At 46.4% G+C, this 24,065-nt stretch carries 19 protein-coding genes; 12 read left to right on the top strand and 7 right to left on the bottom strand.

What is annotated here, in order from left to right; translation table 11 throughout:
* Positions 1 to 294 precede the first annotated feature (294 nt).
* Positions 295 to 1,584: a chemotaxis protein gene (locus QUB52_RS05130; RefSeq protein ID WP_265233819.1), complete on the bottom strand. Its 1,290-nt coding sequence runs from the start codon at positions 1,582 to 1,584 to the stop codon at positions 295 to 297.
* Positions 1,585 to 1,835: 251 nt separating this feature from the next.
* On the opposite strand from QUB52_RS05130, the gene QUB52_RS05135 reads away from it, so the two are divergent.
* The 4 genes from QUB52_RS05135 to mrdA all read left to right on the top strand — a co-directional run bounded on the left by QUB52_RS05135 (position 1,836) and on the right by mrdA (position 7,898).
* Positions 1,836 to 4,379 (top strand): hybrid sensor histidine kinase/response regulator, encoded by a 2,544-nt coding sequence (locus QUB52_RS05135; protein ID WP_442923163.1) that lies wholly within the window; start codon positions 1,836 to 1,838, stop codon positions 4,377 to 4,379.
* Positions 4,380 to 4,683: 304 nt separating this feature from the next.
* On the top strand, positions 4,684 to 5,049 hold the full coding sequence (locus tag QUB52_RS05140; RefSeq protein WP_265233822.1) for a four helix bundle protein: 366 nt from the start codon (positions 4,684 to 4,686) through the stop codon (positions 5,047 to 5,049).
* Between the two features lie 109 nt (positions 5,050 to 5,158).
* The gene (locus tag QUB52_RS05145; RefSeq protein ID WP_332972422.1) at positions 5,159 to 5,833 is read left to right on the top strand and encodes an N-acetylmannosamine-6-phosphate 2-epimerase; all 675 of its coding nucleotides are present in this window, start codon (positions 5,159 to 5,161) and stop codon (positions 5,831 to 5,833) included.
* A gap of 250 nt (positions 5,834 to 6,083) precedes the next feature.
* Entirely contained in the window at positions 6,084 to 7,898 is a 1,815-nt protein-coding gene (gene mrdA / locus QUB52_RS05150; protein ID WP_265233824.1) for a penicillin-binding protein 2, read from the top strand.
* A gap of 83 nt (positions 7,899 to 7,981) precedes the next feature.
* On the opposite strand, the gene QUB52_RS05155 is transcribed toward mrdA, so the two are convergent.
* Together QUB52_RS05155 and QUB52_RS05160 are read right to left on the bottom strand one after the other, a co-directional pair.
* Positions 7,982 to 8,764: a Uma2 family endonuclease gene (locus QUB52_RS05155; protein ID WP_332972423.1), complete on the bottom strand. Its 783-nt coding sequence runs from the start codon at positions 8,762 to 8,764 to the stop codon at positions 7,982 to 7,984.
* A 182-nt stretch (positions 8,765 to 8,946) separates the two neighbouring features.
* Entirely contained in the window at positions 8,947 to 9,984 is a 1,038-nt protein-coding gene (locus QUB52_RS05160) for a hypothetical protein (protein ID WP_332972424.1), read from the bottom strand.
* Positions 9,985 to 10,086: 102 nt separating this feature from the next.
* Between QUB52_RS05160 and QUB52_RS05165 the strand changes: the two genes are divergently transcribed.
* Both QUB52_RS05165 and QUB52_RS05170 read left to right on the top strand, forming a co-directional pair.
* A complete protein-coding gene (locus tag QUB52_RS05165; protein ID WP_332972425.1) occupies positions 10,087 to 11,022 on the top strand; it encodes a metallophosphoesterase in 936 nt (311 codons plus the stop codon).
* A gap of 27 nt (positions 11,023 to 11,049) precedes the next feature.
* Positions 11,050 to 11,532: a PD-(D/E)XK nuclease superfamily protein gene (locus QUB52_RS05170; RefSeq protein ID WP_265233828.1), complete on the top strand. Its 483-nt coding sequence runs from the start codon at positions 11,050 to 11,052 to the stop codon at positions 11,530 to 11,532.
* Between the two features lie 385 nt (positions 11,533 to 11,917).
* On the opposite strand, the gene QUB52_RS05175 is transcribed toward QUB52_RS05170, so the two are convergent.
* The gene (locus QUB52_RS05175) at positions 11,918 to 12,823 is read right to left on the bottom strand and encodes a DNA adenine methylase (RefSeq protein ID WP_265233830.1); all 906 of its coding nucleotides are present in this window, start codon (positions 12,821 to 12,823) and stop codon (positions 11,918 to 11,920) included.
* Positions 12,824 to 12,891: 68 nt separating this feature from the next.
* Positions 12,892 to 13,053 carry a hypothetical protein gene (locus QUB52_RS05180; RefSeq protein ID WP_332972426.1) on the bottom strand — a complete coding sequence of 54 codons (162 nt, stop codon included), beginning with the start codon at positions 13,051 to 13,053 and terminating at the stop codon, positions 12,892 to 12,894.
* A gap of 51 nt (positions 13,054 to 13,104) precedes the next feature.
* Here QUB52_RS05180 and QUB52_RS05185 point away from each other — a divergent pair, with 51 nt between their 5' ends.
* The 4 genes from QUB52_RS05185 (at position 13,105) to QUB52_RS05200 (ending at position 14,957) form a co-directional block, all read left to right on the top strand.
* Positions 13,105 to 13,308, top strand: coding sequence for a DUF751 family protein (locus QUB52_RS05185; RefSeq protein WP_265233831.1), 204 nt, complete (start codon positions 13,105 to 13,107; stop codon positions 13,306 to 13,308).
* A gap of 126 nt (positions 13,309 to 13,434) precedes the next feature.
* Positions 13,435 to 13,632, top strand: a complete 198-nt coding sequence (locus QUB52_RS05190; RefSeq protein ID WP_265233832.1) for a hypothetical protein — start codon at positions 13,435 to 13,437, stop codon at positions 13,630 to 13,632.
* A gap of 83 nt (positions 13,633 to 13,715) precedes the next feature.
* Positions 13,716 to 14,108, top strand: coding sequence for a PadR family transcriptional regulator (locus QUB52_RS05195; RefSeq protein ID WP_265233833.1), 393 nt, complete (start codon positions 13,716 to 13,718; stop codon positions 14,106 to 14,108).
* Positions 14,109 to 14,420: 312 nt separating this feature from the next.
* Entirely contained in the window at positions 14,421 to 14,957 is a 537-nt protein-coding gene (locus QUB52_RS05200) for a cofactor assembly of complex C subunit B (protein ID WP_265233834.1), read from the top strand.
* A gap of 454 nt (positions 14,958 to 15,411) precedes the next feature.
* Here the strand turns inward: QUB52_RS05200 and QUB52_RS05205 are convergent, their stop codons facing one another.
* The gene (locus QUB52_RS05205; protein WP_265233835.1) at positions 15,412 to 15,735 is read right to left on the bottom strand and encodes a DUF3155 domain-containing protein; all 324 of its coding nucleotides are present in this window, start codon (positions 15,733 to 15,735) and stop codon (positions 15,412 to 15,414) included.
* Positions 15,736 to 16,373: 638 nt separating this feature from the next.
* On the opposite strand from QUB52_RS05205, the gene QUB52_RS05210 reads away from it, so the two are divergent.
* Positions 16,374 to 17,744, top strand: coding sequence for a GAF domain-containing sensor histidine kinase (locus QUB52_RS05210; protein ID WP_265233836.1), 1,371 nt, complete (start codon positions 16,374 to 16,376; stop codon positions 17,742 to 17,744).
* A 238-nt stretch (positions 17,745 to 17,982) separates the two neighbouring features.
* The gene (locus tag QUB52_RS05215; RefSeq protein ID WP_265233837.1) at positions 17,983 to 18,675 is read left to right on the top strand and encodes a hypothetical protein; all 693 of its coding nucleotides are present in this window, start codon (positions 17,983 to 17,985) and stop codon (positions 18,673 to 18,675) included.
* 214 nt (positions 18,676 to 18,889) lie between these two features.
* On the opposite strand, the gene QUB52_RS05220 is transcribed toward QUB52_RS05215, so the two are convergent.
* Positions 18,890 to 23,752 carry a CHAT domain-containing protein gene (locus QUB52_RS05220; RefSeq protein ID WP_332972427.1) on the bottom strand — a complete coding sequence of 1,621 codons (4,863 nt, stop codon included), beginning with the start codon at positions 23,750 to 23,752 and terminating at the stop codon, positions 18,890 to 18,892.
* Positions 23,753 to 24,065 lie beyond the last annotated feature (313 nt).

Raw genomic sequence — 24,065 nt, forward strand, 5'->3', positions numbered from 1 at the left:
ACTTAAATACGAGCTTTATCCCTTTCTCTTGCGACCACAACTCAAGCCTTCTTCCTTATCCTATATATAGCGGTTCTCAAAAAAGTGAGGAGAGCCTCATGCCCTATGCCCTATGCCCTATGCCCTATGCCCTATGCCCTATGCCCTATCCCCTATCCCCTATGCCCTATGCCCTATGCCCTATGCCCTATGCCCTATGCCCTATGCCCTATGCCCTATCCTGTTCGCGTACCTCATCTTTTTGAGAAAGGCTATATACATAGCGAAAATTTCCATCAGATGAGCGCTGGAATTTTAGGGCTTTTTCGACTTCAGCGCCTGCTGAATTTTTTGGATCAGATATTGCGATGAATCTTGCTGCTTCACGATCTCTTCCAACTCAGAAGCCACGACTTCGGCGTGTTCTATCTCCTTAACTAAAGAATGAGCGGTAACAGTTTGTCTGACTTCCAAAGGTTCTGTGATAGCGGTCAGTGAATTGAAATTTCTTTCCGCTATTAATTCCTCCAACTCTAACAAAGCCATTTCCGCGCGATCGATCTTGATCGTCACGGATTTAGCCACATTAGCACCCGCTCTTGCTGCCTCCGTGAGTTCGTGAACGCGAAGTTTAAACCGACTGGCAATTTGCTCCATTTGAGTCCCCAATTCAAAAGTTTTACTTGCCAGTCTGCCAATTTCCAGACTCACTTGGCTCAGACCGCTTGGCTGATTTCCCATTTGATTGGTAACTACAGCCACCTGTACCGCTAAATGCCTGACTTGTTCGATCGCCTCCCGGATGGTTCGGGAAGTGCGGTTAACCGTTTCTAAATCATTAGCTATGGCTTTGCCAACGCCCAAAATTTTCTCTGTATTGTTGCAAATAGAATTAGCACCTTGAAAAGTAGCTTGAAATGCTTGGCGACCTTCCGAGGAAATCAGCTTCGCAATCCTGACAAATCGCTGATTCATTTGAGCAATTTCTTCGGCTTGTTTAACCAGTGTCACTTGCTGGGGACTGGCAGTATTCTGCAATTTTTGGGCTTCTTGACGTTGTTGGGCTTTTAACAGCTCGTTGCATTGATGAAATTTTGCCTGTTCTTGTTGAATAATTGCCAGATATTTCTGTCTTTCTAGTCGGTATTTTTGAATAAGTTTGTTAGTTTGAGCTAAAATTTTAGACTGGAAAATCACCAGAGTATGAACGTCCAAAAGGCGGAAACTATGGTTGTGCATTACCACAATAATTGGTTCATAAATCAAATCTTTAGGCCTGTTGAGAGATGCTTGCACGGCATCATCAACTTTCCAGTTTTCCTCCATCAATAAAGGCGGAATTCTTATGAAATCTAACAAGGCTCGAATCGGGTGCTTTCCGTAAATTTCTACGCGATTGGGGAGACTCATTTGCTCTCGAAATTTGACGCGAGAAATCATGCCCAATACCTGTGATTCGTGAGTAATAATCACTCCCGGCAGGTCTGGTTCTTGCTCGAATCTTTGGGCCACTACCTGTCCTGGAGTTGCAGCACTCACTTGGAAGTGGTGACACGGCAGATGTCCGATCGTGAAATCGGGGGTGAGTTGAGTTGGATTGCTCATTTACCCGGATAGTGTTAAGTAGAAGTTAACAAATTATATATTAATATTATACTGGATTAAGATAGTTTAAAGTGATAACAACTATAACGAAAAATCAGATATCTGGCTCCTGAGCCTGAAGAGAGCCTGCCTTCTGACTACTTTCATCTCAAGTCTCTTGGAGTGGTCGCGCCTGCTGTCCCCCCTGGTTCTGTCCCCAAAACATGAGCCTTGATATTTTTTTCTTTAAAACAACCGGGAAAATACCTAGATTGAAACCAAAAACCTTAAATCGGACTTTGCCACTAGCAACCTTTGAGGCTGCTTACCAGTTGTTACAGCAAATGGCTGAACTCCCAGGGGCGATTTGGCTGGCCGATGAGGCGATCGCGAATTCTGACAATCGGGAAAACTCGTCCCAAAGGTTTGCAGCAGTGGTATCCGATCGGTTTAGCGCGCTGTTGCGGGGCGAGGTATTAGATGAGTTGGCAACAAACGGACGCCAACACAGCGGGAAAAATCTCAATTCCCAATTAAATGTGGAGTTGACTTTCGATCCAGGGGCGATCGCCAATTTCCTCTCTCCCCTCGCAGACAAGCTCGCAGAAATAACGCCCCCACCGCAAAGACAAATTGACATTCACGCCCTCAAACAAGCAATTAAAAATCTCCAGCCAAACTCGGCATTTATGCAAAGCGAATTCACCCTAAATTTGCTGGACATTCTCGCTACCGATGCCAGCAAAAACAGTCACCAGCCGCTACATACGCAAACAGAAATAGAGGGGGATTTCGCGCTCAAACTGATAGCTCCAGAAACGCTACATATCCAGATTTCCGAAACCGCTAATCACGTACAAATTCCCAGTTCCTGTATTTCATTTTGTCAGCCCGTGGAAGATGCTTTGCAGCAGCAACTCCAACAAGAGCGACTTTTAAATCAGGTGACAACTCAAATCCGCCAGAGTTTGGAATTGCCTGTAATTTTGTCAAAAGCAGTTTCGAGAGTGCGAGAGTTTTTGGATGTCGATCGCCTGTTAATTTATCAATTTGAAAAAGTGCCAGCGCCGCATAATGGCGAATTAGGTAAAGAAATACCTGCGGCGGTTTCTGGCGAAGTCAAAGAAAATTCCGGTTCTTACTTGTATTTAGGTCGCGTTACCTACGAAGCTTTAGCCAGCGATGCTATCTCGTCGGTACTGAATTTTAGTGAAAGCGCGCAATGTTTCCTCGATGGAGTCATCGACAGAGAGAAATATCGCAAAGGTTTAGCTTTGTGCGTCACTGATGTGGAAAAAACTTACTTTTCGCAGCCTTGTTTTTTAGAGTTGATGCGAGGGGCGAAGGTGCGGGCGAAGTTGCTAGTGCCGATCGTAGTTCAAGACGAATTGTGGGGGCTACTAATTGCCCACCAGTGTAGTGTGTGCGAGTGGGAAGAAAGCAAAAAAACATTTTTGCGGCAAATAGCAGAACATTTGGCGATCGCCATTTACCAAGCCGAACTTTATGCAGAAGTCCAGCAGCAAAAGTGTACCTCAGAACAGCGCGTCATAGAGCGAACCCAAGAACTGCGCGATGCACTGGCCGCCGCCCAGTCTGCTAGCCTCGCCAAGAGCGAATTTTTGGCAGCTATGAGCCACGAATTGCGCACTCCCCTCACCTGCGTCATCGGCATTTCCGACACGCTGCTGCGGTGGTCTTACGGCAAAGTTGGCGCGAAAGAAGTGCCGATACAAAAACAGCGCCAGTACCTGCAAACTATCCGGGACAGCGGTGACCACTTATTAGAATTAATTAACGATATTTTAGATTTATCGCAAGTAGAAGCGGGAAAAGGTGTATTAAAACTTAGTGAATTTTCAATTTCTAAATTAGCTTCTCAGAGCCTGCACGCCCTCAAAGAAAAAGCTCTAGCTAAAGGCGTGGAACTCGTGCAAGAACAGCGGATCAAACAAGAATGCGATCGCTTCACCGCAGACCCGCGCCGTTTGAGACAAATCCTCTTCAATCTTTTAGGAAATGCGATTAAATTTACTCCCGAAGGCGGGCGAGTCATCCTGCGAGTTTGGATAACAGAAGATAAAAATCGAACGCCGGCAGTGCGGCAGCCCGGTACTGCACCAGCAGGTAGCACCGCAGTGTTTCAAATCAAAGATACCGGCATTGGAATACCAGAAAATCAGCGATCGCTCTTGTTTCAAAAATTTCAGCAGTTAGATTCTCCCTACCGCCGCGAATACGGTGGCACAGGTTTGGGATTAGCATTAACTAAACAGTTAGTAGAACTTCATGGCGGCGCGATCGAAGTCAACTCTACAGTTGATGTCGGCTCAACTTTTACTGTTTTCATACCCATCCAAACTAAAAGCAAAGATGAATCCACAAAATTCAAATATGAAAAATCGAATTCATCTTTACCGCTGCATTCTTCCTCCTTGCGGGGCAGCCTCGTCCTCGTCGAAGAAGATGAAGAAACTGCCATGCTGATTTGCGATATCCTGACAGCAGCAGGACTGCAAGTAGTGTGGATGATTGAAGGTTCGGCGGCTGTGGAACAAATTGAACTTTTGCAGCCGAATGCTGTGATTGTCAATATGCGTTTACCTGGGATGAATGGCTGCGAAATAATTCAGCAACTGCGCCAAAAACCCGCTACTAAAAATATCAAAATTTTGGCTTTAAGTGCTCAGGAAATTCCCGCCGATCAGATATCTTTCGTGACAGCGGGAGCTAACGATTGTTTGGCTAAACCGATTCACCCCCAGCAATTGCTTGACAAAATTCTTTCTTTGATGGCCGGGATTGGTAATGGATAATTGGGCGAAGCGAAGCGGAGGGATGGGGCATGGGGAATTGGGCATGGGGCATTGGGCATGGGGCATGGGCATTGGGCATTGGGCATGGGGCATGGGGCATTGGGCATTGGGCATGGGGCATGGGGCATGGGGCATTGGGCATTGGGCATGGGGCATTGGCCAAACAGGTCATTGGGCATTGGGCATGGGGCATTGGCCAAACAGGTCATTGGGCATTGGGCATTGGCCAAACAGGTCATTGGGCATTGGCCAAACAGGTCATTGGGCATGGGGCATTTAATATAATTGAGTTTTTGAGGTAATTATGGGAAGACCTGATTTTGAGGAATTAGAGGTTTATAAGTTGGCGGAAAGTTTGGCGAATCAGATTTGGGACATTGTTAAAAAATGGGATTATTTCACAAAAGATACGATGGGCAAACAGATCGTTCGGTCTGCTGATAGTGTCTGTGCTAATATTGCTGAAGGAAGAGGTCGTTATAATGACCAAGATAATCGGCGTTTTGTAAAAATTGCGAGAGGCTCTTTGTACGAAACCGTAAACTGGTTAAGATTAGCGTATGCTAGACAACTTATCACAAGCGAAGAAGTAAGCAAATTTAAACCAATTGTCGATAAATTACTACCAAAACTTAACGCTTATTTGAGTTCAATAGGGCACAGGGAATAAATTACAAAAAGCCCGATGCCCCAATGCCCGATGCCCGATGCCCGATGCCCCATGCCCCATCCCTCCGCTTCGCTTCGCCCAATGCCCAATTATCAATCCCCAATTACCCATGATTAATTGTCAAATTCCTACAGGATTAATTGTTTCTTGTCAAGCACCTGCTGACTCGCCCCTACACGATCCGATCGTGATTGCGGCAATGGCTCGCACCGCTGTGAATCGAGGAGCGGCGGGTGTGCGGATTGACACTCCGGCTCACATTATGGCGGTGCGAAAACAGGTATCGGCTCCTATAATTGGCATTTGGAAGCAGCAATTACCGGGATGCGAGATTTACATTACTCCTCGCTTTGAAGACGCGCGGGCGATCGCACTTGCAGGAGCTGATATCATCGCCATTGACGCGACTCTGCGAAATCGTCCTGCTGGCGAAGACTTAAAAACGTTAATCGATCGCATTCACAACGAATTAGGGAAATTAGTCATGGCGGATGTAGATACCATAGAAGCTGCGATCGTGGCTGCCGAAGCTGGTGCAGATACTGTCGGAACTACTCTTTTTGGCTACACTCCCCAAACTGAAAGTTTTTCGCCGCCCGGATTTGATTTGCTGGCCCAAATGGTAGAAAAGCTTGAGGTTCCCGTTATCTGCGAAGGCGGGATTTCTGCGCCGGAAATGGCTAAAAAAGCATTGGATTTAGGAGCGGCGGCTGTAGTTGTCGGCGCAGATATTACTGGAATTGATATTAAGGTGACAGCCTATACGTCACTGATTGGGAAGTAAGAAGGCAGAAGGCAGAAAGCAGGAGAAATATTTGGCTGGGGATTTAAATCGCTTCTCGGCTGAATTTTTATAAAAAATTCATATTTAAGATCTAGATGAATTGAACTATCTGGCTGATTTGTCTGCCAATCGGCAGAATTTATCTATGTCACTAAACAGTGACAATTTATAGTGGCTGCATCCTCCGCTAAATAATCCGGATGGGAATCAGATATGGCTGTTAATTGCATAAAAGAGCAGATTAATTCATATGGCTAGCGATTTTTCTTTTAACTCTAAAGTCCGATTAAACAAAAATACCTCGGACAATCCTGGACAGCAACGCGGTCGATCGTTCCAAGTGATGATTTTTATGCTCATCGTCACTACCTTGGTAGCGATGCCGATCTTTCGTCTAGCCGAATTGCAACTGGTACAAGGAGACTACAACCGACAGCGGGCGGAAAATAACCGCATTCGCCCTGTGTCAGTCGCAGCCACTCGCGGTCAAATTGTAGACCGCACCGGCCAAGTTTTTGCAGCCAACCGCGTATCTCGATCGGTCTATTTGTGGCCAAAAGAGCGATCGACCAAAGACTGGCAAGAAGTCGCCGCTACACTAGGCCCGATCGTCAAAGTGCCTGCGACCGAAATTATCAAAAAAATCGATGGAGCGGGCTACAAATCAGCCCTACCAGTGCGAATTAGTAAGGATATCGATGTCGGTACTTTCGTCGCTTTGGGAGAACAAGCTAATACTTTGCGGGGAGTTGAAATTCGTGCAGAATCGAGCCGAGACAATCCCAACCAGGAATTAGCAGCTCACCTTTTGGGATACGTCGGCGAAGCTAGCTTAGATCAATTAAAAGCTAATCCTACATATCCGATGGGCATGATCGTCGGTCAAATGGGAGTTGAAAAATTAGTTAATCCAACTTTAGAAGGCGTTTGGGGAAACCGTTTGATCGAGGTGAATGCTAAGGGCGAGGAAATCCAAGACTTAGGCGTAAAAGAGCCTATTCCCGGCAAACCCGTGCAGCTAACTTTAGATTTAGATATGCAAAAAACTGCGGAAAAAGCTTTGGGAAATCGCCTCGGTGCTGTTGTCGCAATCGACGTGAAAACTGGAGCGCTTTTAACAATGGGTAGTTGGCCGACATTTGACCCCAATATTTTCACCCGCAAGGTGACGCAAAAAGAATGGGATCGACTCCAAGGGCCAGACAAACCATTTTTAAATCGGGCAGTTCAAGGCTATCCAGTCGGCAGCACTTTTAAGATTGTAACTTCTGTAGCCGGGATGGAATCGGGCAAGTTTTCTCCTGACTCGACTTTAGTATCATCTTCTTCAATTAATATCGGCGGTATATCTTTCAACGAACACGGCGCCGGTTACGGTGTCATCGGTTTCCGCGATGCTTTAGCCTACAGCAGCAATACATTTTTCTATCAAGTAGGCATGGCAGCCGGGCCGGAAGAAATGGCGAAATGGGCCAAAAAAATGGGCATTGGCGGTACTATTAATTTAGAGCTTTTGGGGTTGGACGCCGCCAATCACGGTCAAGTTCCGATACCAGCAGAGAAACAAAAAATGTATGGGGAAGATTGGTACGTTGGCGATACAGTAACAATGGCGATCGGTCAGGGTTTGGTACTTTGCACTCCCCTAGAATTGGCAGTCATGGTGTCAAATATTGCCAACGGTGGTTGGCGAGTGCAGCCGCATTTGTTGGCTTCTCAAACCAATACACCGATCACTCAAAAAATCAAAACTGGTATTAAACCGGCTACTTTAAATGTGATTAAACAAGGATTGATTGACGTGGTGAAAAAAGGTACAGGCCGCGCGATGAATGACGGTACTATTCCTTTGAGTGCTGGTAAGACTGGGACGGTGGAAATGCCCGGACATCCTGACAATTCGATGTATGTAGGTTTTGCTCCGGCTGACAAACCGGAAATTGCGATCGCAGTTATTGTCGAAGGCGGCGGATTTGGTGCTGTATCAGCGGCACCAATTGCTCACGAGGTATTTAGAACCTATTTTCAAAAGCAGGGTTTTAAACCTACGAATAAGCCTTTCTAGTCATGAGTTAATTGTTGACTGTTTGACTGTTCATATTTGGTTGTATATGGTGCGCGATGCGCACCTTTTTGCTGTCAGTGCGATCAAAAGTTTTCCGCTACCAATTGTCTCACTTCCAAGGTCGATAAATTCATCATTTGCGCCACCTGTTCCAGATTCATTCCAGAATTTAAAAGTTGAGTTAAGAGCGATCGCAAAGCTGACTCCGCCGCCAGCCGTGCTTGCTCCGATTGTTGAAAGGCTGACTCCGCCGCCAGCCGTGCTTGCTGTTCTTCCTTGTGAGTCTTCAAAAACTCACCAGTTTCAGGAACTCTAAACCTCAATTCTCCTGAAATTAGATGCAATTCCAGTCCCAGAACCTCACTGAACAACCACAGCGTATCGAAAGCAATATTGTTAGCTGGAATCGGCTCATACTGATTATTTACTAAACGTACTCCCTGTAAAATTGGATTCAGATAATCTCCCGAAGGATCGTACTGAAAATATTCCCTCACTCCCAAAGCTCGATAAATTTCCGGTTTAGTTTCTTGGTCTTTCGTCTGAGTTGTTGCCGAAGTAATCTCTAACACAAAATCTGGAGTAATTCCCCCTTCTTCCCAAACTTTATAATTATCTCTTTTCCGTTTTACTACTCCAAACACCACATAAAAATCTGGCGCCACCACCGCCTGGTTGTTCCCTTCTTCATAATAGATGAAAGAATTCGCTGACACGTAAACATCAGAACGCCCTTGAAAGTAAAGGTTCGCAGCTTCTACAGTATAAGTCATGTAATCGGGCGTGATATCGCTTTCAGCCATCGGCTCTCCGTCGCTGCTGGGATATTTAATTTCTACTTGTTCGACTTGAGTTAAAATTGTCATTTTTCAATTTTCCTCAATTTTAATTAATTTAATCTTCGGTAAATCAGCCTTTTCAGGTTCGTAGTAAGGACTTCAGTCCTCTCTCATTTGATGAGGACTTCAGTCTTCACTACAAGCCTACAAAATTAGATTTTGCGTCCTGGAATTTTCTGCCAATGTGACTATTGGCAGATACAGAAAATTTAAACTTTATTAATTCCTCTTTCTAAAATAATCATTTCCGAGCCAACAACCGGACTTCTAGCTATTAACTTTCCTTGCAGATTCGCAATTTGTAACTTGCTGAAATCGAGCGAGTTAGCTTCTTTCCACATTTGATTCGCAAGCTGATTTTGCTCTACTTCGCTGAGTTTGTACCAATCTTCAGCGACTTTGACCGTCAAAAGCCCGATCGAGAAATCAGCTTGAACAGACTTAACTAAACCGCCGCCCAGGCGATTCGTAATGTCAGCAACTTGAGTTTGAATCGCAGCAATCAGAGACTGTTCCGGCGTCAGGGGTGGCGGGATGATTTCTACCGATTGCGGTTTTTCTGGTGCTACTAAATCGGGCAACTTGCTTTTGAATTTAGCGGATGTTGGCTGAGAATTTGCGATCGCATCTGACGAGTTCGGCGTTTTCGGCACCACAAAATCGCCAAACGTTGACGGCGACTGCTGCGCTGCCGGAAAAGGCACTTTTGCTACTCTCTCCGGCGGTTTTGCCGAGAAACTGTTGAGAGTTAAACCGACTGCAACGATTAGAATTGCGGCTAATCCGGCGTTTAAAATTGGATCTGACAGCTTAGCATTCGCAGATGCCGGCAAGAGCGATCGCACTAAACGCACAATACTTTGCCAAAGTACAACGACTTTCTCTAAAAAACCGTCGCCTGCGGGTTTTGATACATACTTTTTATCGGATTTTACAGCAACTTCTGGCGGGGGAACGCTGTTTACTTGGGCAGCAACAGCCGGAGGAGTTACTGTTACTGAGTTAGAAGCGGTGGGTGCGATCGGCTTTTGGGCCTGCAACGGAGGTTCTGCTGTTAAATTTTTCCCCTTTTTTCTCAAATTCCCAATCGAGACAATCAAAGCTTTGATTTTCTGATTTGTGGAAACAGCGCTGCTGGCATTTTGAGCTTGGCTGCGAGTCGCGGCCGACTTTTTCGGCGACTCAACCTCCGGTTTTGGAGATTGAGACGGTTCTGGAGTTGGTTGATTTAGTGGTTTTTCTGACATTTTCTCTGCCTTGGGGCGGTGCAAATATATCTAAACACGATAAATTTTAGTTGAGCCATCCCAGCCTTAATTTATCATTTCATTAGTTGTAACTGAATCAAAATGAGCATCAAACGCCGTCACTTTCTATTTTTAGGCAGTCTCAGCAGCTTAGGTTTTGCCGGAGTCTCGAAAATGCTTCAGCTTCGGACTTCCTGGGGTACAGACGCCAATGCTGCTGAGCCTTCTAATCTTGAGGCGCAAAGGGCGATCGTCCAATTGCCAGCCTCACCGCCTATTTTACGCTTTATTTCGGTTGCCGACACCGGTACCGGGGCCAAAGGTCAGTATGCTGTGGCTGAGGCGATGACCCAATATCACCGGGAAAATCCTTTTAATATTGCTGTTCTCGCCGGCGACAATATCTACAATAACGGCGAAATTGAACAAATTAATGCTGTTTTCGAGAAGCCTTATCAGCCATTATTGCAGCAAGGCGTAAAATTTTATGCTTGTCTGGGAAATCACGACATCCGCACTGCTAACGGCGACCCGCAAGTTAAATATGCGGCTTTTAATATGCAAGGTCGCTACTATACTTTTCGGCGCGATTCGGTACAGTTTTTTGCATTAGATACTAATGATAATGCTGATTGGAAAAATCAGCTTATTTGGCTGGAAAAAGAGTTGAGTCAGAGCATCGCACCTTGGAAAGTTGTGTTCGGTCACCACCAGATTTATTCCTCTGGCATCTACGGATTGAATCAACCTTTTATTAAGACTTTGACGCCTTTGTTTCAAAAGTACGGGGTGCAGCTTTATATCAACGGACACGAGCATAGTTACGAACGCACTCGCTCGATTAACGGTACGACTTATTTGATTTGCGGGGCCGGCGGTGGCACTCGTCCGGTGGGGCGTTCTGAGTGGACTGAATATTCTGCTAGTCGGCTGAGTTTTGCGACGTTTGATGTCTATGCAGACCGGATGTTTGTCAGTTCTATCGGTACTGACAAGCGGGTTTTTGACCGGGGAGTGATTGAAGTGCGATCGGCTTAATTCACATTATATTCAGAAGCCAACAAAATGAATAGGGGTTGTAGAGCCAATAAAACTGGTTTTGTTTTAGAAGCAACTGTAGAAGGTACGTTGAGAGGTCACGGATATCTCGAAATATGTCCCCAGTTGCCGAAAAAGCGCAAGCGAGATTGGCTCTTGCTCTCTACGGCAAATCCCAAGCGATATGCTAAACAGGTTTATATCGGTTCTAGCATTTACGAAACTGAAATAAATGTCGATTTTTATATTGTTGATGCCGCTTCGTTTCCTCTGGGTCTAATTGTTGAGTGCAAGTGGCAAGAAGATAAAGGTTCGGTTGATGAAAAGTATCCTTATCTCAATTTAAACATTAAAAGTTGCTATCGAGTCCCGACTATTGTAATCGTGGGCGGTGACGGTATGAGGCAAGGTTCGATCGACTGGTTCAAAAAACAAATTCCCGACAATCAAAATCTGTTGGGAGTTCACAAGCTCGAAGCTTTCATGACTTGGGCTAACAAACATCTCTAATCAGGCATTACCGATCGCGATCGCCCTTTTTACCTTCCCTACAGTTGCATTTTTTGAGGAAACTGCTATTATTTACCCTAACGCAGCATTCAAATATTTTTATTTTATTGAATTTAAAAAAATCGCCCTTTTTTTTGGGTTGAGGGGTTGACTGCGGCAGTTTTTGGAGGTATAATCTAATAATGCGAATACTGACAAGAATAAAATTTAAGTTACCACTTCTATTATCTAAATAATACCCCAAAAGTCCAGAGAAGTCAATAGGTAATAATTCCTTTTTTTTAGCCGATTTTTTAACCCAGTTTCTACATTTTTTTTGTTTGATAACGATAAATATACAAAAAAACCCGGTTTCCGAGGTAACAGGCTGCCGTACAAAATATATTTAGCCAGAGAGTTGGCAAAGAGTTTTTCTTGAAACTGAACTTATTAACAATTCCTTGACTGGGCCGCGCTTGCAACTCTTAGAGTTAATTCCCCTGGATGCTGATATTTCAATTAGTTTGGGGAACTGCTCTCTTGGAAAAGCTTGAGGAGCGCTGTAGATTTCTTTAATGAAATCGCAGTTAGAATTAGACAGCATAACTTTGACACCACGCTCGGCAAGTTCTCCAAAAACATCTCTTAGTTTAAGTTGTTCGGATTCTTTAAAATTATCTCGGCTGTAAGCAGTGAAGTTACTTGTGGCACTGATCGGATGGTAAGGTGGATCAAAATAAACAAAGTCTTCGCTGCTTGTAGCAAAATCCAAAATTCGATCGAATTTTCTCACTTCTATTTGAGCGGGCGCGATTAGAGATGAGACCGATCGCAATAAATCTGCTTGACAAATGTTAGGATTTTTGTATCTGCCCATCGGAACATTAAATTGACCTTTGGAGTTTTCTCTGTAGAGGCCGTTGTAACAAGTTTTATTTAGGTAGATCAGCCGTGCTGCTTTTTCTGTATCTGTGTTGTAGGAGCGCGATCGCACGGAGTAATAATATTCTTTATTGTCCTTGCTGTGTTCTGAGGCGTGCTCTAACAAAAGCTCAATCAGATCCTCCACTTGATCCCTGACACAGCGATAAGCATTAATCAACTCAGGATTAATATCTGTTAACACAGCTTGCAAAAAAGGGTGCTGCTGTGCTAAGTAAAAAAATACAGCTCCGCCGCCCAAAAAAGGCTCGTAGTAAGTGGTGAACTTTTCAGGAAAACTAGGTTGATATTGTCCAATCAACCTAGTTTTGCCTCCAGCCCATTTCAGAAAGGGACGTGGCAAGATGGAAGAAGGTGCGGAAGCAGACATTTATCTATAAATAACGGCCCTATCATATTTATCACAACTACAACTGAATACAAATACTTCTCAAGTTCTCACGCCCCGTTAGGGTTCCGGGATTGAACAGACTGCGACCCGATCGCTCTTGGAAAAGTTTTCGTTAGAATTATATATGTTAGCATCGCCCTTGCAGAATGCCCGATCGCCCGATCGGGAGATTTAGCTCCGGCTGTGCCAAAATTGTCTAAATCGCTCACAAGTGTTACCAGTCAAAGATCGAGCTGTAACACTTTACCCCACCTGTGCTCATGCAAGATTTCATTAATAACATCTCTCGCTACCCTCGTTTTTTGATTACTGTCTGTCTCGGAATCTTCTTTTTCCTGTTCGAGCGACTCAGACCTCTGCTCGATCGACCGGCAACTGCGATCGCCCTGATTACTTCGATTGTAGCGACTTTTGTCTTTCTAACTTTTACACTGCGCGCCATGTTAGGTCTGAGTCCGGTTTAAAGGCAAAATTTCTGCCCCAAAAAACCGGCTTACTCTGACAAACTGTGGCCCACAAACAAGGCAGGCAGAGGGTTTAGGAAAGTTGCCGCTGCTGAGTTTTAGTTGAAACACTAACCCCCGAAATCAGTGCAACTCTTCCGTGCGATCGCACACGCCGGCAATAGTTGCTGCGATAGATTGGAAGAGGAAGAAAGTTACCCTAGTTATGTGAGCGCTCCTCAACCTTGGCGCAAGCAAACATTACCGCAGTGCAGCACAAGCGTTTCTGACTATCAACACAACAGGGGAAATACTGCATCTCTGTTTCCCCGATTTCCGACTTAATCCTTAGGAAGCGGCACACCCCGCCCCGCTTTCCTCTCCCGTTAACCTGACGGTATCACGAGAGTTTCCAGCGGACAAGACCAATGAAATTTGAACATATCTATCAATTTTTTCAAGACCCCCCTCCTGTTTATCTAAACAAGGAGCTAGCAGTGTGCTACATCCTCTCGGTGTTATTGCGCGGAGATTCCTACGGTACAGAACTCATCGGACAACTAGAGCGGGAATTCCCCATCTACCGACTTTCTGATACCGTCCTCTACAGCGCTCTGAAATTCCTGGAAGATGAAGCCGTAATCACCGGTTACTGGAAAAAAGTAGAAGGACGCGGCCGCCCCCGCCGGATGTATCAAATCCTCCCGGAGTGGCGGCACCAAGCTCAAGACCTGGCTCGTCTGTGGCACGAGTACATCGGTCAGGGAAACAGCGCATCTGGCCGTCGCCCCCGCGCCTTAGAAACTGGTCACACGGGTTAGCCGGCGTTGGAATCGGATGCCTAAACCCTTGAAATGCTGGCGCTACTAGCAAAGCGAATTGTCGGATTGCCTTCGCTTTGCCAGCCTCGCCGCATAGCGATTAGAGCTACACTACGTCAGGACTTACGCAGGGTCAATTAAGAATTTGGTGATGGGGAGATCTCGGAATTTGGTGATGGGGAGAAAAACGCCTTGCTACAAAGCTTTCTGCGAATTTTGTGAAAAAAGTGTCTGCGTAAGTCCTCGATCGCTTTCATCAGTAAACTTATGTAAAGTAATAGTAGATAATTTCACTTACAAAAACTTCTACCGATGGATACTACTGTTCTTTCTTCAACCTTTGTGATGACGCTGCTGCTGGCTGTAGGCTTGTTTTTCTTCATCAAGGCCTCAGTCAAAGATCGCATCGAACAGGTCAAGCTTGCTTCCGAGAGCGCCCAAGAGTCACTGTTAACCCAGCTACAAGAGTATTTTGCTGCTAGGGCTTACCGAGTTGCAGCCGTTGATGCCCCCAACTATAAAGTCACCTTTGAGGGTGTTGTGCGGCCGAGTTGGTTTTTAGCTATCTTTTTAACCCTGTTGAGTGCAGGGGGGGCTCTCTGCTTGGGACTGGTTTTGGGGATGCTAGTACCGCAGCAAGGTCAAATTTTCCTAGGTTTGGTACTGCTGTCGCCGCTGACGGGGATATTTTACTGGAAAAAAGCTGGACGTTCCGAGCAAGTCCTTCTCAAACTCGAATCAGTTGCTGACTCGGAAGGCCCAACTAAAAGCTTTGTTACTGTCAGAGCTCACCGGGATGAACTAGCAACTATGCAAAAAGCTTTAAATTTGAAACCGCTGGAAGATTAAAAGTTTGGCGCGGAACGTTTTTTGATATGCTAGATGGCGTGATTCGACTTCGAGCCGACAAACGGATTGCTGCTTGCAGCTCTCTCGTTGGCCCGAAAGTTCGATCGACTGGCACAGTCAAACGATTTTAGATTGTTAGATTTGAAATTTATTCTACAGATGAATCTGGGAGCTTTAATTTTCGTCTAAAATTTTGGGCAGATCCCTCAGAAGCGTCGCGGCTTGTATCCGTTTTTGGGCAGATTCAAAAAAAACCATTATCCTGAGAGTGCCAATTGTGCCGATCGCCCGCTGCGGTGATCTATCCTGTTGCGATGGCTCCTTATACCCTAACTTCCCAAGGATTTTTCGCGTAAATTTCAGTTGGCACTCTCCAGACAATGAGAACTCTGGCGCTTTTGTTAAAAGAGTTAGAAAAACATTGCTGTCAATGTTTTGAGCTCAACATTTTGAGCTATGCGCGACTGGCCGACACCACAGGAATTTTTTCTGCGGTTGCTTCCAGCATCACCTTTAAGCTAGGAAACAAGAAATGGTTCTCTTCTACGTATTGGGCTCCAAATAAACCTTTTTCAGCCCAGAAGTATCTGTCGGTGGTATGCTCGTTACGCTTGACCAACAGTAAAGCTGGGGGAGCAATGCCTTCGGCATGGATGAACTTGCGAGCCGCTGTTACGGGTTTATCTTCGCCGCTCTCGATGCTATATTGAGGCACACACTCTAAAATTCTGCGTCCTTCTTGTCGGCGGCGACTTTTGCGTTTGCGTCTCCTGGCCAATTTCTTTACCTCCTCTGTGAGCAGACAGTGTGAGTAGACAGTATGAGCAGACAGGTTTTGACATACTCCCCAGCCATAAAAACATGGGGATTCTGGATTCAAACAGCTTTCCTCAAGCACAGCTTGTCTGATATTGCCGAGCATCCTAGGTTGATGCGCCAACCTAAATTTGAGATTTTTTGGATCATAGAGTTGAGACCGAATTTTTAGATCTGGCGACTCAACAATATATGATTAAATCATCAAAGCCGTTCCGAATCGGACGGGGCTTTAGAACCAATTTTTAGGTAATCATAGCTACCAAATCCGAGGCCAGTATATCTCTTCTAGCTCAAAATTTCAACTGTTTTTAATATATCGACATAATCTTAATATTCGTGCCGATCGACAAAAGTGTAGCGGTTGTGCTAATGTGAGCCGCAAGTTCCGGCATCAGCCCAGCTTGAGAATCTGTGGAAACTAGGCAGACGGGGGTTTGAGGCAATTTGTGTTAATGAAAGCCGAATGCTTAGAACCGAGCAGCCTGCCATCAAAGCGCAGACACCAGAAATTTAGAAGTCTCCGATCTGTAATCGGCGACTGAGCAGTTGTAATTTACTGAAAATTCCGTTAAAGATCTTAATGTCGCGCTCATGTTAATGCCAGCCAGTTCAGAATTTGTCAAGCTTTGTCGATCGCAGGTGGCGATCGCCGTCAGTTTAGGCGCGACATTCAGCGCGGTATACCTGACACAAGAGCTGGTATCCGGCAGCGAGGCAAAGTTAGTGCCGATCGCAGTTTACCCAGACACCTCAGTCGAACCAGAAAATCAGGAGTTGAGGCTCGAATCGGCTCCAAGCTCGACAGTGAAACCGATGTCGCGGCGGCTGGCTGCGCCGGCTCAGTCTGTGGAAGCATCAACCGTAGAGGCGATCGCGCCAGAGCCACTTCCAGGTTTTGAAAACAGTTCCAATCAGTGCCAAGGCCCGGAAAATGTCTGGCAGCAACGGAAGCAAATTGTGACGCCTCTGATACACGAGGGATCTGTCATGGGACTCCTGGTCAGCGGTAGGGAAGACAGGGCTTGGAACGAGCGAGAAGAGGCTCAGATGCAACAAATTGCTCGCACCTTGGCGCTTGCCTGTATTTTAGACCAGCGATCGCAGTGGATGCAGCAGGAATTGGGATCTTCTCGGCAAATCCAGGCTCAGGTTTATGACACGATGCACAATTTGCTGCACCAGTTCAAAAGTCCGCTGACAGCGTTGCGAACTTTTGGCAAACTGTTAGCGCGCAGGCTGGTACCAGAAGACAAAAACCGCAATGTGGCTTTTAGTATTGTCCGAGAGAGCGATCGGCTGCAAGAATTGCTCGGCCAGTTCGATCGCACAGTAGACACCGGCGAAGCAAATCTCAGACTCCCATCAGGCACTTCAGAAACAGCAACTTCCAATATGGAATTAATCCAGCATTCTCCTCTGTCGCTGTTACCGGTGGCCAATTTGGACGAATCCTGTTTTGTGGGATTCGTCTTAAAACCACTGTTAATTTCCGCATCTGCGATCGCATCCGAAAGGCATCTGTCATTACTAGCCGACATACCCACGGACTTGCCACCAGTCTGGGCGAATGATCGAGCTTTGCGCGAAGTTTTGAGCAACTTAATTGACAATGCCTTGAAATATACCCCCGCCGGCCGCCAAATTTATATTAAAGTAAGCTACGACGCGAACCACCGCCCCTTACCTGCCATAGCAGTTGCAGTCAGCGACACAGGTTCCGGCATTCCCCCCCAGGATTTAGATCACTTATTTGAGCGGCACTACCGGGGAGAAAAAGCCCAGACAGAAATTCCCGGCACAGGATTGGGTTTGGCTATAGCCCGCGATTTAGTCCGCCAAATGCAAGGAGAAATCCAAGTATTTTCCCCAGTAAATCAGGAATGGCTGCCATCTAGTACAGCTCATTTATATCCAGCAGATCGCGGCACTACATTTGTCGTTTGGCTGCCGGTGAAGAAGGAAGAATGAAGAAGTCTGATGATGGAAGTCGGAAGAAGATCTACACAGCAAGCTTGAGCGCGAACCCTATTTTACGTAAAATCAGGTGGATTTACTTGACATCAGTGTCAAACAAGAATGCAAATCTAAACCCCTCTTCTCAAGCATGATATTCATCAGTTATTGCCAATATAAAATATAAAATATAAAATATAAAATATAAAATATAAAGAAGTCTAAAAAACTCTATTGTTGGGAGACAACTTTTATGAAGCATCTGCCTTTATCCGAAAAAATTTCCAAGTTTTCAACTTTTTTGCCACTTCTCAAAAAACACTTTTTTACTGTACCATTTTTAGTTATTTTCAACACTCTCACTGTCCTAATTTTGGGCGGGCTGAGCCTATACGCCAAACTCAACAACCAGGGAGATGGAGTTGAACGCCTTTTTAGTGATCCTTTTAATTCTTGGTTCCCTTACGAAGGCCTTTTCACCGGAATTTCCGAAATCCTCTGGTGCATCCCAGTCGCAATTTGTGCATTTACATTCGGAGTGCTGCGTCAAAAAGAGCCGCGCAGTCGATCGGCAATATTCTTATTTTTTAGCGCTGTACTGCTGGGAGTCTTTTTCCTGGATGACAGGTTTCGGATGACGTTGATTCTTTTTCAGTTGGGAATATCTAAGAAATTAATTTATTTGTGTTATGGTAGTGGTGTTTTTTTATACGGAATAAATTTTTGGCGATACATCAAAACCACTCCTTACCTGCCATTAGTCGCCGCATTCCTCTTGTTTGCTATCTCGCGGTTTGAGGATATTATAGACACTCAAAGTCTAGGAGTACACGCCATGTTAGAAGATGGCACTAAGTTATTAGCTCTTCTGAATTTAGCCATGTATTTTTGGCACGTATGTCATCAAGCAATTTGGCAGTATTTGCAGCAGAGGGAAAAACCTTAAGTCAGTTGGCAGTTGACAGTTGGCAGTTGACAGTTGGCAGTTGGCAGTTGACAGTTGACAGTTGACAGTTGACAGTTGACAGTTGACATTAGTTAGATGGAAAAATCAAGAAATAAGCAAGATAAGCTAATTAGCAATTACCGATTACCGATTACCGATTACCGATTACCGATTACCGATTACCGATTACCGATTACCGATTACCGATTACCGATTACCAAGGATTGCCAATCATGGTGAAGGCGGCCCAATAATAGGGATGGGAAAGGATTCGATCGCCCCGCGCGGCAATTTCTGGAGGCAAAATTAGAGGCAAAGAAAGTCCTTCGACTCGCAGCAGCCCGTCTTGAATCCGCACGCGCCCCCGCAGCATCTCCAACTGCGCTTGCCGCAAAGCCTCGGCTTTAATAGTCACATTGCCCTCGCGTCTGGGGGCCCGCAACTGCCGGTAAAACCCCGTCATCAGCCCCAAAGTTCCCTCATCGCTGACTTCCCACAAACTCGCCAAAGCCGATCGCGCACCGCTAGCTACCGCCAAACCCGCAAACCCCAACTCCGCCTCTGCGTCGCCCAAAGCGGTACTACACGCGCTTAAAACTAAGAGATTCACTGGCGGTTCATTCCATCGCAACTGCCGCATTTCAGTGATTAGTAATTTAGTATCCCACAATTGAATGTAAGAATTGCTTGGTTGCCCAGGCTGGAATTGGCTGTGAGTGGCTAGGTGAATGATGCCAAAAGGTCGATTTGCCCGCTGATCTTGCAAATTTCTGAGGGTAAAATCTTGATTCAAAAATGATTTTCCGCGATCGGGCGGCGCGATCGACTCTAACTCCACCGGTACCGCCGGTAATGGCGCTTTATCTTCAAATACCGATGCGCCCATCGCCAACACTTCGTCGTCAGCAATATTGTCGTAGCGGGTATCCGTCAAACTCAGACTGGGGATCACACTAATGCTGTATTTTTCTATTAAAAATTCTTTGCCGTCGTGAAGGGCAGCAAACGGCAAGCTTCGCAAACCTGCTGCCGGAATTACAATTAAATTTTCAATCTTTAAAGCTGTTAATTCTGGGGCTATTGGCGCAATTAACCACCGATAAAGTTTTTGAGCAGAATCTAAATAACTGATACTATTTCTTCTTCTGGGATTAGTTATTTCGGTTTGCAGGAATTCGGCTAGTTGCAACACCTGCCAGCGCGTTGTTGCTGGAACTAAAATGCGCATCGGTTGAGCATTGGCTGTGACTAATACTAATTCTAAATGCTCCCCGTTAGGAACATCTGAAGTTTCTTTACCAGCAGGTGGCAAGCTCTCCCCCAACTTTTTTTCTAAGGGGCTAGGGGGCTGCGATGTGAGGTTTTTGAGTACAGGCAATAGATTAGATAAATCCCGACTTGCTACCAGCACTCCTCCATTTTCTTTGGCGGCGGCTGCATCGGCTCCGCTGACCCAATTCATATAAATAATTGCCGATTTGACGCTGGTAATTTGTTCGTTTTTGCGAAGAATTTCGTAAATTACGGACATATTAGTGATCGGGGTTCTGGTGGCCAATTTTAGATGTTTTTCGTACTCGCGAGTGAATGTTTTTTCAAAGGCTAAAACTTCAGAGCCTGCCGGATCGTATTTGCGAGAAGGAGCGAAATTATCCGGGCTAATTGGGGAATTTTTGTCTCGATTTGGCGATCGCAATTCTACTTGCAAAGATGCAGGAAATGACGGCGCACGAGGAGGAGTTGGTGCGGGAGTTGGTGCGGGAGTTGGTGCGGGAGTTGGTGCGGGAGTTGGTGCGGGAGTTGGTGCGGGAATTGGTGCGGGAGTTGGTGCGGGAGTTGGTGTGATTATGGAAATCAGATTTGGTAAACTTCCTTGGGTGTAAGTTTGCCCAAATGCAAGACTGGAGAAAATGGTGTTTCCCTCACCAGCATTAATGCTTCCCTTTGTTCCATTGTCGATCGCGCCGCCAACTACAAAGGGTAGATCAATACCGCCTCCGTGCCGAATTGCGATCGCGCCGCTTCCCGCACCTCCGGCAGTAGAAATACTGCTGGAAAGATTCCCGGATATATCATCGTTGAAAACATTGTTCGATCGAAACAAACCGAGAGTTGTCACATCAACGTTGCCACCTGTGCCGCCTTGCTTGCCACCTCTAGCGTCGATCGATCCCAACTGAATGTTACCAGTCGCTCTCAGGGATACATCCCCGCCGTTGCCCTTGGAAGTGCCGCGGGAGTTGAGATCGAGAGCGGCAATTCCGGCTTGCGAGGTGACAGTAATATTGCCGCCGATCGCCCCCGAAGCATTCAAAGCGCCCGCAGTTAAAGAGCCGGCCTTGCTGTTGAGTGCGATCGCGCCACCTGTTCCCGTTACTGATGAGGAGTCGATCGCGCCCGCAACCACAGTATTCCCCTCAACCTGAATGCTTCCGCCGTTGGAGGTAATATTGCGAGTCCGAATCTCGCGAGTTGCTTGCAGATTCACGCTGCCGCCATCCGTTTTGAAATTACCCTCTAACAGGACATTTCCTGCCTTGAGATGGGCTACCAAAGCAGCCGTCGTATCCCCCCGAAGAGTAGCAGAATTTCGCGCGTTTATGGTCAAACTACGCACTGCAATTGTTGAAGCAGCCGTCACATTAACAGCGTCAGCCGAGAGCAGGCCCAACCTCTGAGTTTGACCGATGGGGCCCCGAAAATTAATATTACCGCCAGCGCGCAGGGTCAAATTATTGGCGCGGCCCTGGATGCTGTCGAGGGTATTGGCAAAAGTGATATTGCCGGTACTGGTGGCTAGGGTGGCGCTGCGATCGACTGTGACGGCACTGTTGAAAGTGATGTTGCCGGCTGTCGCGATCGCACTGAATAGCTCGGTACTGCGGCCGTTGACAATCAAACTAGCTAGGGGTGTAGCTTGACCGACTGTACCGCCGAACCGCACTCGCTGAGCGTCAAGTCTCAGGGCGTGAGATCCGTCTAGGCTGCCGGAAAACAGAATATTGCCCCTAGCTTGAGTGCTGAAAGCTGCATCAGCAATCAGGGACAGGTTGCCTGTAAAAGTGAGATCTGCGCCGGATGTGGCAATGTTCGCGCCGATCGCACTTTGGGGCGCGTCAAGAGTCAAACTAGCGCTGCCGGTGGTTCTCAGGGGATGGTCGATCGCGATCGAGTTGCCTTGAAGTGTTAGCGGGCTGTTGAAGGTAATGGGTGCGACGATCGCGATCGGGCTGCTGTTGGCGCGCCCGATCGCGATCGAGCCGAAACCCCCCGCCAAAGCGCCGAGATCCGTGTACGTCAAGTCCAAAATGCCCAAAATATCGCCGGTGCCACCGATCCGAATTGCTCGGCTGTCGTTGGGTTGCAAGCGAATTGTTCCCCCCGCACTGCTGACGGAATTGTTGCCACCCCTGAAGTCAATGCCGTTAGCAGTGAGAGCGATGTTACCACCGTTCGCATTCAGCCGCCCCAGAGAGATGCTGCTGGCGAAAATGTTGATGTTGCCGCCTTGAGTCTCGATTAAATCGTTGGGATCATTGACAAAAAACACTCCGCCTGATCTAAATGTTACGCTGTCTCCGGTTCTCGCTTGCAGTGAAAGTTGGTTATCGGGCAAGTCTTGGACGGTGATCTCGCCGGGGGTGTCTAGAACCACGTTGCTACCCGCCGCCATCTGTTCCAACTGCACTTCTGAGATCGTCGATGTGTCAGATGGTTCTGTTGTCGCTTGGAGTTCTCCGTCGGTCGATCGCGCGCTGGTGTCGTCATTACCGCTGACGATCGCAATATTTGCCGGATCGAGCCACAAACTGCCGATCGCCCCGTTAGTCGCGCGGGTATCGACCTCTCCTTGGAAAGTTAGAGCATTTTTGCCCGAAACTTCGACTGTGCCGCCGTTACCTGCGGCAGTGCCGCCGCGAGCAGTAATATTGCCGAAGAAGCGAGTTGTATTGTCTGACCAAATTACTGCTGTGCCACCGTTGCCGCGGTCGATCGCGTTTGCTGCGATCGTAGAATCAGGACTAACATAAGTCACCTGAGCATTTGGTACTGGTTCCATCCCCTGGAAACCGCCTCCGACGCGCACAACACCTCCGCCGTTAGTCCCGGAAGCATTGATATTGGCGCCGAACAGTCCGACTTTTTCGCCTAAAATATTGACTGCGCCGCCTGTTGGGCCAGAAGGGGCAAATACATTTACAGTACCGGAGACGATCGCACTTCCGGCATTTACCTGCACTTTTTGACCATCAGTCAGTACCAATTGACCTTGGGCGTTGGTTGTTAAACCTGTAGCTGAGGCTACTCCTGGGCCCGTCAGCAACTGAGGTAAAGCAGCCGGGGCGATTGCAGATTTTTCTGACGGCAAAAATGGAGTAATTTCTAAACTCAATAAATTCCCAACTTGACTGATGCGAACTGCATTTTGTCCGGGAACAGCAGCCACTGTAATTTGACCTGCTGGCGCGGATAATTCCCCAGTATTAATAACTGTTCCACCCAGCAAAGTTAAATTTTGACCGCTACCAACTGCTAAGTTTCCAGTATTGACAATTGTCCCGGTTTGTGAATTATTAAAATTAAATTGATTGGGATTTCCGAGCAAGGATTTATAATCATTAATTCCGGCAGAATTGAACCAACCATCGCCGAAACCGATACCTGTAGCAGTTGTGGCGAGAAAAGAACCAGGCACGTTTAATCTAGCATTTTGACCGAAAACAATTCCCGCCGGATTCATTAAGAATAAATTTGAGTTCCCGCCACTGACAGAAATCAGACCGTTAATGACGGAAATATTGCTGCCGGAAATCCGCCCTAAGATATTTTGAATATTTGGATTAGTTAGAAAGTTCCCGATTTGCCCTTCGCTGAGATTAAATTGGCGGAAGCTGTGAAAGAGATTTGCGCCGTTTCCTGACAGTTGTCCGCCACTAATGTTTAAGCGATTTTGCTCCTGATTGACAACAGTATTAGTGCCGTCATTCGCCGGAACTACAGATTGCGATCGCACTGCTAGCGGTAGCAGCCAAAAACCTAATGTCAAAATTAGAACAGAGCGAAAAAAATAAGTCATTAGTCATTAGTCATTAGTCGTCAGTCATTAGTCGTCAGTCGTCAGTCATTAGTCAGAGGGAAGTCAGAAAAGCCAATTCCCTATTGCCAATTCTAGTCTCTGGTACTTGAGATTTTGTTTGAGCTGTAATGTTCCGCGAAAGTGCCAGTAAACTTAAAAAGGTCGATCGAGGTTGCGCGCATGGGGCTTTTCTCCTGGGTGTGAATCTGCTGAGTTAGTCGATCGCACTTCCAAACCACCCATTACTAGAATATCGGAAATACGATGCAAATTTAATATTTATCTGTGGCAGGTGTCTTGACAAAGTGTTCGC

It is taken from the genome of Microcoleus sp. A6-C6, assembly GCF_036705955.1.
Classification (GTDB): domain Bacteria; phylum Cyanobacteriota; class Cyanobacteriia; order Cyanobacteriales; family Microcoleaceae; genus Microcoleus.